This is a genomic window from Rhizobium sp. R634 (assembly GCF_002211305.1).
Taxonomy (GTDB): Bacteria; Pseudomonadota; Alphaproteobacteria; order Rhizobiales; family Rhizobiaceae; genus Rhizobium.
Genome location: NZ_LOKW01000001.1, coordinates 147,941 through 160,056, shown reverse-complemented (window position 1 = coordinate 160,056; position 12,116 = coordinate 147,941). Strand labels below are relative to the sequence as shown.

At 63.4% G+C, this 12,116-nt stretch carries 13 protein-coding genes; 3 read left to right on the top strand and 10 right to left on the bottom strand.

The features are described 5' to 3' along the window. Position 1: 1 nt before the first annotated feature. The 8 genes from ATY77_RS00745 to ATY77_RS00710 all read right to left on the bottom strand — a co-directional run bounded on the left by ATY77_RS00745 (position 2) and on the right by ATY77_RS00710 (position 7,795). Positions 2 to 1,036 (bottom strand): proline racemase family protein, encoded by a 1,035-nt coding sequence (locus ATY77_RS00745; RefSeq protein WP_088685644.1) that lies wholly within the window; start codon positions 1,034 to 1,036, stop codon positions 2 to 4. Beyond that, entirely contained in the window at positions 1,033 to 2,523 is a 1,491-nt protein-coding gene (locus ATY77_RS00740) for an aldehyde dehydrogenase family protein (RefSeq protein WP_088686218.1), read from the bottom strand. The genes ATY77_RS00745 and ATY77_RS00740 overlap by 4 nt, the downstream gene beginning before the upstream one ends. 34 nt (positions 2,524 to 2,557) lie before the next feature. After that, positions 2,558 to 3,796: an FAD-binding oxidoreductase gene (locus ATY77_RS00735; RefSeq protein ID WP_088685643.1), complete on the bottom strand. Its 1,239-nt coding sequence runs from the start codon at positions 3,794 to 3,796 to the stop codon at positions 2,558 to 2,560. Positions 3,797 to 3,855: 59 nt separating this feature from the next. Further along, positions 3,856 to 4,734 (bottom strand): dihydrodipicolinate synthase family protein, encoded by an 879-nt coding sequence (locus ATY77_RS00730; protein ID WP_088685642.1) that lies wholly within the window; start codon positions 4,732 to 4,734, stop codon positions 3,856 to 3,858. 29 nt (positions 4,735 to 4,763) lie between these two features. Further along, a complete protein-coding gene (locus ATY77_RS00725; protein WP_190237551.1) occupies positions 4,764 to 5,432 on the bottom strand; it encodes an amino acid ABC transporter permease in 669 nt (222 codons plus the stop codon). Positions 5,433 to 5,441: 9 nt separating this feature from the next. Next, a complete protein-coding gene (locus ATY77_RS00720; RefSeq protein WP_088675531.1) occupies positions 5,442 to 6,104 on the bottom strand; it encodes an amino acid ABC transporter permease in 663 nt (220 codons plus the stop codon). A gap of 12 nt (positions 6,105 to 6,116) precedes the next feature. Then, positions 6,117 to 6,899 (bottom strand): amino acid ABC transporter ATP-binding protein, encoded by a 783-nt coding sequence (locus ATY77_RS00715; protein ID WP_088685641.1) that lies wholly within the window; start codon positions 6,897 to 6,899, stop codon positions 6,117 to 6,119. Positions 6,900 to 6,961: 62 nt separating this feature from the next. Next, on the bottom strand, positions 6,962 to 7,795 hold the full coding sequence (locus ATY77_RS00710) for a transporter substrate-binding domain-containing protein (protein WP_088685640.1): 834 nt from the start codon (positions 7,793 to 7,795) through the stop codon (positions 6,962 to 6,964). A 199-nt stretch (positions 7,796 to 7,994) separates the two neighbouring features. On the opposite strand from ATY77_RS00710, the gene ATY77_RS00705 reads away from it, so the two are divergent. Further along, the gene (locus ATY77_RS00705; RefSeq protein WP_088685639.1) at positions 7,995 to 8,714 is read left to right on the top strand and encodes a GntR family transcriptional regulator; all 720 of its coding nucleotides are present in this window, start codon (positions 7,995 to 7,997) and stop codon (positions 8,712 to 8,714) included. 4 nt (positions 8,715 to 8,718) lie between these two features. Beyond that, positions 8,719 to 9,498 carry a pyrroline-5-carboxylate reductase gene (locus ATY77_RS00700; RefSeq protein WP_088685638.1) on the top strand — a complete coding sequence of 260 codons (780 nt, stop codon included), beginning with the start codon at positions 8,719 to 8,721 and terminating at the stop codon, positions 9,496 to 9,498. Positions 9,499 to 9,503: 5 nt separating this feature from the next. Here the strand turns inward: ATY77_RS00700 and ATY77_RS00695 are convergent, their stop codons facing one another. Next, complete coding sequence (locus tag ATY77_RS00695; RefSeq protein WP_064696882.1) at positions 9,504 to 10,052, bottom strand: cupin domain-containing protein; 549 nt, start codon at positions 10,050 to 10,052, stop codon at positions 9,504 to 9,506. Between the two features lie 142 nt (positions 10,053 to 10,194). On the opposite strand from ATY77_RS00695, the gene ATY77_RS00690 reads away from it, so the two are divergent. Beyond that, positions 10,195 to 11,529 (top strand): aspartate aminotransferase family protein, encoded by a 1,335-nt coding sequence (locus tag ATY77_RS00690; RefSeq protein WP_088685637.1) that lies wholly within the window; start codon positions 10,195 to 10,197, stop codon positions 11,527 to 11,529. A gap of 45 nt (positions 11,530 to 11,574) precedes the next feature. On the opposite strand, the gene ATY77_RS00685 is transcribed toward ATY77_RS00690, so the two are convergent. Further along, on the bottom strand, positions 11,575 to 12,057 hold the full coding sequence (locus tag ATY77_RS00685; RefSeq protein ID WP_088686216.1) for an Lrp/AsnC family transcriptional regulator: 483 nt from the start codon (positions 12,055 to 12,057) through the stop codon (positions 11,575 to 11,577). Between the last annotated feature and the right edge of the window lie 59 nt (positions 12,058 to 12,116).

Sequence of the window (12,116 nt, the reverse complement as noted above, 5' to 3'; positions counted from 1 at the left end):
CCTACTTGAGTAAACCGACCTGGCGACCCCAGGTGTCGGACAGCGCAAAGCCTGAAACGAAGGGATCGTCGTTGGACACGCGGAGCTGCTCGCGACCAAAGATGAAAGCCCGGCCGGTGATCCGGGGCAGAACGGCCCGGCGGCCGCCGACCTCGGTCTCGCCGATCGCTTCGGCGAGGAACTCGCCGCTGATGATCGATCGCGACGTCCTCACGTCGCCGACGGAAACCTCGCCGCGGGCAAAGAGCGTCGCAAGGTTCGCCGAACTGCCGGTGCCGCAGGGCGAGCGGTCGACACGGCCGGGCTGCAGCGTTGTGCAGGTCCTCACCGCGCCATCGGCCTCGCGGCCGCGGAACATCACATAGGCGATCTCGTTGACGCCGCTCAGAACGGGATGGGCGACCGAGACCTGACCTGCGAGCAGCGACTTGAGCTCGATGCCGGCCTCCGCCAGCAGCCGGGCATTGGCAGGCGCGATATCGAGGCCGAGCTGATCGACATCAACGAGCGCATAATAGACGCCACCGAAGGCGATATCGATCCTGATGCGTCCCCATTTCGGCGTCTCGACCTGCTTGTCCAGCACTTCCGCAAAGCTCGGCACATTGTCGAGGCTGACGGAGAGGCAGCGGCCATCGCGGCAGGTGGCTCGCGCCACGATCAGGCCGGCGGGCGTGTCCAGGCGAACGACCGTCTCCGGCTCCGACATCGGCACCCGGCCGCTTTCGAGCAGCGCCGTCACCACGCAGATGCAGTTGCTGCCGGACATCGGATGGGCGCGGTCGGCCTGCAGCACGATGAAGCCGGCATCGGCATCGGCGCGCGTCGGCGCGACCAGCAAGTTCACCGACATGGCGACATTGGCGCGTGGCTCGAAGGTGACGAAGCGGCGCAGGCTGCCGTCCACCGTGTTGATGTGGTTCATCTTGTCGAGCATGGTCGCGCCCGGTATTTCGGGCGCGCCTGCGACGATGACCTTGCCGATCTCGCCCTGGCAATGGACTTGCAGCAGGTCGAGGCTGCGCTCCCAGTTCATTCGGCCGCCTCCGGCTTGATGTACCAGCCCCAGGGATCCTCGCTGACGAAGCGGGTGATCTGCTTGGTTTCGAGATAGTTGTCGAGGCCCCAGCGGCCGAGCTCGCGGCCGATGCCGGATTCCTTGTAGCCGCCCCAGGGCGCTTCGGTGAAGGTCGGCTGCGAGCAGTTGATCCAGACGATGCCGGCGCGGAAAGCGGCCGCGACGCGCTCGGCCCTGATGTCGTCCTTCGACATGACAGCGGCGGCGAGGCCGAAGCGGGAATCATTGGCCAGTTCGATTGCCTCTTCCTCGGTCTTGAACGGCCGGATGCAGACGACAGGTCCGAAGATCTCCTCGACCCAGGCGGCGCTGTCGAGCGGAACGTCGGTGAGAACCGTCGGCTGGAGATAATAGCCCTTGTCGAACCCTTCGGGCCGCGCGCCGCCGCAGGCAACCGTGGCGCCGGCCTGCCGCGCCGCTTCGATCGCCGCGACGACCTGCTCGTGCTGACGCTTGGAAACCAGCGGCCCGAGGAGCACGCCCTCGTCTAGACCATTGCCGATCTTGATCTTCTTCGTTTCCTCGATGAGCCGGGCAAGCAGCCGTTCGTAGATCGTCTCCTGCACGAGGACCCGCGATGTCGCCGAGCAGACCTGGCCCTGGTTCCAGAAGATGCCGAACATGATCCATTCGACGGCCTTGTCGATATCGGCGTCCTCGAAGACGACGAAGGGGGACTTGCCGCCGAGCTCGAGACTGACGCGCTTGATGTCGCGGGCGGCTGCCGCCATGATCTTCGAGCCGACCGGCCCGGAACCGGTAAAGGCGAGCTTGTCCACTTGCTTGTGATCGATGATCGCCTGGCCGGCGACCGACCCGGCGCCGGTCAAAATATTGAGCACGCCGGCCGGCAGCCCGGCCTCGTCGGCGACATCAGCCAGTTCAAGCGCCGTCAGCGATGTCAACTCGGCAGGCTTCAGCACCACGGTGCAGCCGGCGGCCAAGGCCGGGGCGACCTTCCAGGCCGCCATCAGCAGAGGATAATTCCAGGGGATGATCGCGCCGGCAACACCGAGCGGCTCACGCACCGCCTTGGAGGTGAAGCGCACGTCGGGAAGCGTGATCGCCTCCTCGGGATTGTTGTCGAGCTGTTCGGCAAGACCCGCATAGAAATCGAAGCAGCCCGCCGCGTCGGCGACATCCCAATCGGCTTCGGGGAACGGCTTGCCATTGTCGAGGACTTCGAGCCGGGCGATCTCGGCCTGACGGGTGCGGATGCCCTCGGCGATGGCACGAAGATATTTGGCGCGCTGGGCGCCTGTCAGCTTCGGCCAGCCGTCCTTGTCGAAGGCGCGGCGCGCTGCCTTGACAGCAAGATCGACATCCTCGGCCGTCGCCGCCCCGATCGTCTGGATCACTTCTTCCGTCGCCGGATTCGTCACCATGCAGGTGCCGCCCTTTATTGGCTTTACCCACTGTCCATCAATGTAGAGTTCGCTTCGCATGTTCACTCCCTTTCTCCTGGCGCCGGGGCCGCTTTTAGAAGCGGTCGACGCGATAGGGTTTCATGTCCACGGGCGGTTCGACGCCCGTGATGAGATCGGCCATCAGACGGCCGGTTGTGGCCGCATAGGTGAGACCGAGATGTCCGTGGCCCGTCGCGTACCAGACATTGCGGCGCTTGGCTGATGGGCCCATGACCGGAACGGTGTCGGGCAGTGCCGGACGATGCCCCATCCATTCCGTCACGCTACGGGGCACCAGATCAGGCAATGCCTCCCGAGCCCGTTTCACCAGGATCTTTGCGCGGCGATAATCCGGCGGAGCGTCGAGGCCTGCCATCTCCACCGTGCCACCGACGCGGATGCCGCCCGCCGTCGGCGTGACCATGAAGGCGCGTGCCGGCCAGATGATCGAATGGCGCATCGAAATGCCGGGTTCCATGATCTGCGTGTGGTAACCGCGCTCGGTTTCGAGCGGGATGTGTTCGCCGAGCATCTGGGAAAGCCGGGCGGTGAAGGCACCGGCCGCAAGCACGACCTTGTCGGCCGCAAGGCTCCGCCCATCCGCCAGGCGCAGAGCCGAGACGCCGGCCTCGCTTCGTTCGAAGCCGACGACATCACCCTGAACGATCCGGCCGCCGAGCGCCTGGAACTTTTCGGCAAGCGCGGTCACAAGCCTGTACGGATCGGTGATCGAGCGGTTGTCGGGAAAGAGCACCGCCTTGCCGATCTTCGTCGTCAGGGCCGGTTCGAGATCGCGGATGGCGTTTCTGCCGAGGATTTCATGCCGGAAGCCGAAGCGCTCCAGGATTTCGATGTGCTCCCGATCCGCCCGGAACTCGGCCTCGTCGGCATAGACGCTGAGGCACCCCTCGGCCGTCAGCATGTGCGTCAGGCCGGTCTGCTTGAGTAGGGCGTCCAGATCTTCGTAGACACGGCCGCAGAGCGTAGCGCCGGCCGCCTCCAGCTCCCTCAATTTTGAGGGGCGACTGGCGGCGAGGAACCTCAGGAACCAGGGCACCAGCTTCGGCAGGTAACCGGGCCGGATGCGAACCGGCCCCTCCGGATCGAGCAGCCATTTCGGCATCTGCGCCCAGATGCCGGGCCGCGAAGCAGGCATGAATTCGGTGACGGCGATGCTCGCCATGTTGCCATAGGAGGCGCCCGTGCCGGGGGGCGCCTTGTCGAGCAAGGCGACGCTGTTGCCCCGGCGCTGGAGTTCATAGGCGATGGTGGTGCCGATGATGCCGGCGCCGACGACCACGATGGATGACACGGAAACCTCGCAATTTCAGAGATTTCGAGACGGCTTGGCTGCCCCGGATCTGTTATCGGTTACCAGTTGAGGATCGGCTCCATCGCCGCCCGGAACTCCGCCTTTTCCTCCGCTGTCAGCTCACCGAGCGGCGCGCGGCACTGCCCGACGGGCAAGCCCTGAAGTTCGCAGCCATATTTGATCTTCTGCACGAACTTGCCGCTTTCGAGGATGTTCATCGCCCGGTAGAGGGTCTTCATCATCTCGCGCGCCTTGCCGAGCTCCCCCGACTTGTAGGTTCGGTCGAGATCGCAGCAGGCCTTGGCCATGCAGTTGGACGGGCCGCAGATCCAGCTTTCCGCGCCCCAGAACATGAAATCGAGCGCGATATCGTCGGAGCCGCTGACGAGCTGAATCTTGCCCTCATAGCGGCTGGCGATGTCGATCGCCCGCTGCAGCACGCCTGAGCTTTCCTTGATGCCGATGACGCGCGGATTGTCGGCAAAATGATCCATCAGCTCGAAGCTGATGTCCGAGCCATCCTTGGCCGGATAGGAATAGAGGACGAGGTTCACATCGACGGCGCCGAGCACGGCTTCATAATGCCTGATGAGTTCGACCTGTGTCGGGCGGGTATAAAACGGCGGCGCCAGCAGCACGGTGTCGTAGCCGATATCGCGCGCCATCGCCGTCTGCTCGATCACCTCGCGGGTGGCGGGTGCGTTGGTACCAGCGATCAGGATTTCGCCCGGCCTGGCAAATTCCTTGACGAACTGCAGCACGTCGCGGCGCTCTTCCCTGGACTGGCTGAAATATTCCCCCGTCGAGCCGTTCGGCACCCAGCCGGTGACGCCTGCCTCGCGCAGATGCGTCAGAAGCTTTTCGAACGCCTTGAAGTCGATCCTGTTGTTCGCGTCGAAGGGAGTGACGAGCGCGGGCATGACGCCGGAAAGTTTCATGAGATGTCTCCTGTCCTGGGAACGGCTGTTTAGATTGCGAGCTTCTTGAGAATGCGTCCCTCGATGAGGGAGACCGCCCGCGTGAGGGGGAAGGCGATGACGAAGTAGATTAGGGCGACCACCGTCAGCACTTCGACGGGGCGGGCCGTGTTGTTCGAGATGTTCTGGCCGACGAACATCAGGTCCGCCATGCCGACGGCGGAGACCAGCGCGCTCTCCTTGAACAGGCTGACGCAGTTCGACAGCAGCGTCGGGATTGCCCGCAGCACAGCCTGCGGCAGCACGACATTGACGACCTGGACCCTGTTCGGCAGGCCGAGCGCGACGCAGGCGTCCAGTTGCTCGCGGCCGATGGATTTGAGGCTCGCCCGGAAGGTCTCGCTGGTGATCGCGCCCATATAGAGCGTCAGCGCGATGACGCCTGAAGCCAGGTTCGAAAGTTCGACGCCGAGGAGGAGCGGCAGGCAGAAGAAGATCCAGAAGAGCTGGATCAGAACCGGCGTGCCGCGGAAGAATTCGACATAGGCGCCGGAAACGGCGCGCAGCGCGAGGTTTCGCGACGACCTCGCGAGGCCGACGAGGAAACCGAGGGAACATCCGAGCACGATGCAGATCAGCGTCAGCTTGATCGTCATCCAGAGGCCGAGCAGCAGCGCGTTTTCGAAGCGCAGCAGGATCGAGAAGTCGAGCGTCATCATGCTGGCCTCCTAGCTGACGAGGATCTGGCGGCGGCGTTCGAGCAGGCCGACGATCTGGGTGATCGGGAAGGACACGGCGAAATAGATCAGCGCCACGACGGTGAAGGTCTCGATCGGCCGGTAAGTCTCCGTTGCCAGCGTCTTGCCCTGGTACATCAGGTCTTGGATCGCCACGATCGCGACCAGCGCGCTCTGCTGGAAGATGACGATTCCGTTGGTCAGAAGCACCGGGATCGAGGCGCGGAAGGCCGTCGGGAAGACGATGTAGAGCACCCGCTGCAGCGGATTGAGGCCGAGCGCGATGCCGGCATCGAGCTGCTCGCGCGGCACCGCCTGGATCGCGGCGCGATAGGCTTCGGCGTTGAAAGCCATCAGATTGAGCCCGAGCGCCATGATGCCCATCGTTATCGGATCGAGAAAGACGTCGAACAGCATCGGCACGCAGTAGAAGATCCAGACGATCTGGACGATCGCAGGCGTGCAGCGGAAGAATTCGACGAACAGCATGAAGGGCAGCCGCACGAGCCGGTAGGGGCTCATGATCAGAAGCGCGAGCGCGAAGCCGAAGACGATGCCGATGACATTGGCCGCCGCCGTCAGCTGCAGCGAAACCCACAGGCCCTGCAAGAGTGGCGCAAGCGTCACCGCGTGGAAATCGAACGTGTAGTTCATGGCCTGCCCTTCCTACTGCTTGATGTGGAAGACGCGGTCGATGAATTCCTTGGTCCGCTCCTCGCGCGGGGCGGCGAGCACCTGCTCGGGTGGGCCGTCCTCGACGACCACGCCGCCGGCGCAGAAGATGACGCGCGAGGCGATGTTCTTGGCGAACCACATATCGTGGGTGACGATCATCATCGGCATGTCCTGTGCGGCGAGCTGCAGGATGACCTGCTCGACCTCGCTGACGAGTTCCGGATCGAGCGCCGAGGTGACCTCGTCGAACAGCATCAGCTTCGGATCGAGCATCAGCGCGCGGGCGATGGCGACGCGCTGCTTCTGGCCGCCGGAAAGCTGAGCCGGATAGGCTTTCGCCTTGGCGCCGAGCCCGAAGCGCTCGAGCAGCGCCTGGGCGCGGGCCGTGGCCTTCGCCTTGGCTTCTCCACGCACCTTGCAGGGCGCCAGGATCAGGTTCTGGGTGACGTTCAGATGCGGAAACAGCGTGTAGTGCTGAAAGACCATGCCGATCGAGCGGCGGACATCGGTGTCGATCCGGGTCTTCCTGGCCGCGCCGTCGGAGGAAATATAGGGTTTGCCATCGAAGCTGATCGAGCCGCTGTCGATCTGCTCCAGCCCCATCATCACGCGCAGCAGCGTGCTCTTGCCGCCGCCGCTCGGGCCGATGACGACGACGCGCTCGCCGGGCTTCATTTCGATGTCGATGCCTTTCAGCACCTGGATGGCGCCGCTGCCATAGCTTTTGTGCAGCGCCTGCATTTTCACGAGGGGAAGGCTGAAGGACGTGGTCATGGCCAATCTCCGGTGATCGAAGCTGGAGGGGGCCGGCGCGATCCCGCACCGGCCTGGCGAGGTTACTTCGCGCCCTTGAGCACGTCGTCGACGGCCTTCTTGATCAACTCGTCGACGTGACCGGTCGCAACCCTCTCCTCGAGGAAGATGTCGACCACCTCGACATCGGCGGCCGAAAGCTGATGCGGCAAGCCGAAGGAGACGCCCTGCTTGGCGAGCGCCGGCGTCGGGTTGAGTGCAACCGCCCAGTCCGGGTTCGACTGCGTGAAAAGCTGGTTGGTGTCGGAGGCGTCGACCAGGATGTCGGCGCGCTTCGAGGTGACCGCCAGCCGGGTCTCGTCATTGCCGGGAAGACGCATGATCGTCGCGTTCTTCACTGCTGCCGAGATGGCTTTGTCCTGCGCCGTGCCGGACATGACGGCAAGCGTCACGCCTGCCTTGTCGATATCCGCGACCGAAGCGGCGCCGGCGGCGATCTTCGGATTGTTTTTGTTATAGGCGAGTGAAATCTGGTACTCCATCGCCGGGATCGAGAACTGCACGGCCATGGCGCGTGCCGGCGTGCGGTTGAGCGCCAGCGACACGTCCCATTTGCCGGCCTGCAGACCGGCGACGATATTGTCCCAGGTCGTATCGACGAATTCGGGTTTCACCTTCAGAACATCGGCGAATTCCTTGCAGAGATCGGCAAAGAAGCCGGAATATTCGCCCGTCGCCGGATCGCGCATGACGTATGGCGGCGCAACGGCCGCGCCGCAGCGCAGAACGCCCGCCTTCTGCACGCCCTGCCAGTATCCCTCGGCGGTCTGTGCTTGTGCGGCGGTTGCGGAAAGACCTCCCATCAGGGCGAGCGCGGGCAGCGCCCGCAAGGCGGACGTGATCAAGTTCGAAAGCATCGGGCATTCCTCTTTTGCTGTGCGCGAAGCGCGCGGTTCCACTCGTCGGCTCCAGCCGTTTCTATTGTTTTCTTGTCGGCTACGTGTCGACTGACAGAAATATGTCAACAGCGTGTCGACAAAGTCAAGCGGAAAAATTACATTGCCGACACGCTGTTTTTCTGGCCCAATGGACCGGCGTCTGGAGAAAGGGACTTAAGTGTCTGAAGAATCGGAAGTGAAACGCATCCGCGGGACCGGCTGGAAAAGCGTCTATGAAACGCTGCGCAACGAGATCCTGTCGCTCGCCCTGCCGCCGGGTCAGCTTCTCGACGAGATGACGCTTGCCGAACGCTTCGACATGTCACGCTCGCCGGTGCGCGAAGCCCTGATCCGGCTCGGCGCCGACGAGCTGGTGGTGACGCTTTCGAACCGCAGCACGATCGTCGCGCCCATCGAAGTCGCGACCTTTCCCAAATATGTCGAGGCGCTCGACATCGCGCAGCGCATGAACACGCGGCTAGCCGCGGCGCTCCGGACCGAGGCCGACCTGAAGATCATCGCCAAGCGCCTGAAGTCGTTCGAAGCGGCGGTCAAGACGGGCAATCATCTCGCCATGTCGGAAGCCAACAAGGAATTCCACATGGCGATCGCCCATGCCGGCAAGAACCAGTACCTCGCCTCCTTCTACGAGAAGCTCCTGTCGCAGGGCCAGCGCATGCTCCACCTGCATTTCGAATATCTGGAGCGAACCCATGAGGGCTATCTCTTGACCGACGAGCACACGCTGATGCTCGATGCGATCAGGGAGAAGAACGTTGATCTGGCCGACGAACTCGCTCACGCCCATACGCGCCAGTTCCAGGACAATTTCATCAACTTCATGCGCGAGAACTACACGACGGATGTCGCGCTGGGCTCGCTGCGGGCGGCGGAGTAATCGGATGAAGATCGACAGCATAGGATTCGTCGGCACCGGCGCCATCACCGAAGCCATGGTCCGCGGGCTTCTGGCCGAACCGGCCTATGCCTCGGAGATTCATGTTTCTCCGCGAAGCGCCCATATCGCCGCGACATTGGCGGAAGAATTTGACTCCGTCAGAATTGCTGGAAACAACCAGACCGTCGTCGATCGCAGCGACATGGTGTTCCTGGCGATAAGGCCGCAGATCGCCGAGGAGGTCGTGCGCGCGCTGTCGTTCCGGACCGGCCAGACGGTCGTCAGCCTCGTCGCGGCGACGGAGCGCCAGGCGCTGCTTGATTGGATCGGCGCCGACGTCAATCTCGTCCAGGCCATCCCCCTGCCCTTCGTCGCGCAGCGCCACGGCGTCACCGCCATCTATCCCGCCAATGCCGCCATCGCGGCGCTGTTCGACACGCTCGGCACGGCCGTCCAGTGTCAGTCGCGGAAGGAGTACGATCTCCTCGCAGCCGCAAGCGCCGTCATGTCGACCTATTTCGGCGTCATGGAATCGATCACTGGCTGGCTGGAAAAGAGCGGTCTCGAAAGGACAAAAGGCCAAGCCTATATCGCCCCGCTCTTTGCAAGCCTGGCGCAGAAGGCCAACAATCCCGGCAACGAACCCTTCAGCGCCCTGAGCCGCGAATTCGCCACCAAGGGCGGCCTCAACGAACAGGTGTTTTCCGACTTTGACAAGAATGGCGGCCTTGCCGCGCTGAATGCTGCGCTCGACGGCGTGCTTGCCCGCATCGAGGGCCGCTGAACCCGTCAGAACGTCGGCGGCGTGCAGGCGCTGATGACTTCGCAGGGCACCGGGCCGACGCAGCGGAACCGGTGCGGGCGCCGGCTTTCGAAATAATAGGCATCCCCCGGCCCGAGGATGCGCCGCTCGTCATCGACGGTCACTTCGAGCCTTCCGGAAAGCACGATCCCGCCCTCCTCCCCCTCATGCACGAGAGGCACCTTGCCGGTGTCCGCTCCGGGCTGGTAGCACTCCTTGAGGATCTGCAGGCTGCGGCCGAACAGGTTTTCGCCAACCTGCCTGAAGGAAATGGCGCCCTTGCCGATCTCCACCAGTTCCTCGGCCGCATAGAAGGCCTTCCTCGGGCGGTCGGGCTCGAAGGCGAAGAATTCGGCGAGCCCGATCGGAATGCCGTCGAGAATGCGTTTCAAGGCCCCGACCGAAGGGTTGGAGGCGTTCGATTCGATGAGCGAGATCGTCGAATTCGGCACGCCGGTGCGCTTGGCGAGTTCGCGCTGGGAAAGCTTGTGGGCGATGCGGAGATGGCGAAGGCGGCCGCCGATATCGATAGACATGATGGGCTCGTTGCTGTTGTCCAGAATATCGAAAACATATCCTTCGCTTCCATATATTTCAATTCGTTATGCAATTGAAGAAAAGGACTTGTTTGCAAAGCGGAAATCACGCCATTCTCGGTTCATTCCCAAGGAGGCCAGAATGGACCAGATCAACAAGACGAACGCGCCCGTACTCGAAAATTTCTGGATGCCGTTCACCGCGAACCGGCAGTTCAAGGCCACGCCGCGGCTTCTCGCAGCTGCCGAGGGCATGTATTACACCGATGTCGACGGCAACCGGGTTCTCGACGGCACGGCCGGCCTCTGGTGCTGCAATGCCGGCCATGGCCGCAAAAAGATCGCCCAGGCCGTCGAGCGGCAGCTTTCGACCATGGACTATGCCCCGACCTTCCAGATGGGCCATCCCATCGCCTTCGACTTCGCCTCGAAACTGGCGGCAAACGCGCCGGGCGGCGCTGACGCCAAGCTCGACCGCATCTTTTTCACCGGCTCGGGTTCGGAATCGGTCGATACCGCCCTGAAGATCGCCATCGCCTATCAGCGCGCCATCGGCCAGGGCACCCGCACGCGCATCATCGGGCGCGAAAAGGGATATCACGGCGTCGGCTTCGGCGGCATTTCCGTCGGGGGCCTGGTCAACAACCGCCGGGTCTTCCCGCAAATCCCGGCCGACCATATGCGCCATACGCTCGATGTCGAGCGAAACGCCTTTTCCAAGGGCCTTCCGGCTCACGGCATCGAGCTCGCCGACGATCTCGAACGGCTGGTGCAGCTGCACGGCGCCGAAACCATAGCCGCCGTCATCGTCGAGCCGATGTCGGGCTCGGCCGGCGTCGTGCTGCCGCCGAAGGGTTATCTCGAAAAGCTGCGCGCCACCGCCGACAAACACGGCATCCTGCTGATCTTCGACGAGGTCATCACCGGCTTCGGCCGTCTCGGCACGCCGTTCGCGGCGGATTATTTCGGCGTCATGCCCGATCTCGTCACCACGGCGAAGGGTCTGACCAACGGTGCGATTCCCATGGGCGCCGTCTTTGCTAGCCGCAAGATCTACGACGGCCTGATGGTCGGGCCGGAAAATGCGATCGAGCTCTTCCACGGCTATACCTATTCCGGCCATCCGGTCGCCTGCGCCGCAGGTCTCGCCACCCTCGAAATCTACGAGGAAGAGGGCCTGCTCACCCGCGCATCCGAACTCGCCGACCACTGGCAGGAAGCCCTCCACTCGCTGAAGGGGCTGCCTCATGTCGTCGACATCCGCAATCTCGGCCTGGTCGGCGCCGTCGAACTTGCGCCCCGCGCCGCTGCACCCGGAACCCGCGCCTACGACGTCTTCGTCGATTGCTTCAAGAAGGGCCTGCTGATCCGCGTGACCGGCGACATCATCGCGCTGTCTCCGCCGCTCATCGTCGAGAAGGAGCAGATCGACACGATCGTTTCGACGATCGCCGATGCGCTGAAGCGCGCGGCATAAGCGCGCTGCCAATCGATGCGGTAGCTAGCCGGCTACCGCATCCCTTTAGCCCACGGGCACGCCGAGCCCGACCTTGACCCGGTCCATCGCAACGAAGGTCCGGAAGCGCTTGACGTTGTTGTTGCCGAAGAAGAGCCGCCGCGTCAGCGCCTCGTAATCGGCCATCGACGGCACGACGATGACGAGAATGAAATCCGCTTCGCCGGTAACGTAATAGCATTGCTGGATCTCAGCGGCGGCTGCGAATTCCTTCTTCGCCCGCTCGATCTGATCGGCGGTTTCGCTGATCACCTCCACCTCGACGAAGATCGTGATCGACTGCCCGACCGCCTCCGGCTCGACGACCGCGACGTCCGCGCGGATCACGCCCTCCTCCCGCATCCGCTTGATCCGCCGCTGAACGGCGGGCGCCGAAAGATTGACCGCTTCACCGATCGTGCGCTGCGGGGTCATATTGTCCCGCTGCAGGATGGCGAGGATCTTGCGGTCGAAGGCATCGAGGGAAGAAGTCTGAACGCGCTTGCTCAAATGAGGGCTCCGGCGAAACAAAATTGCAAATGAACCCGCCAATATCAGCGCCTTTTTCG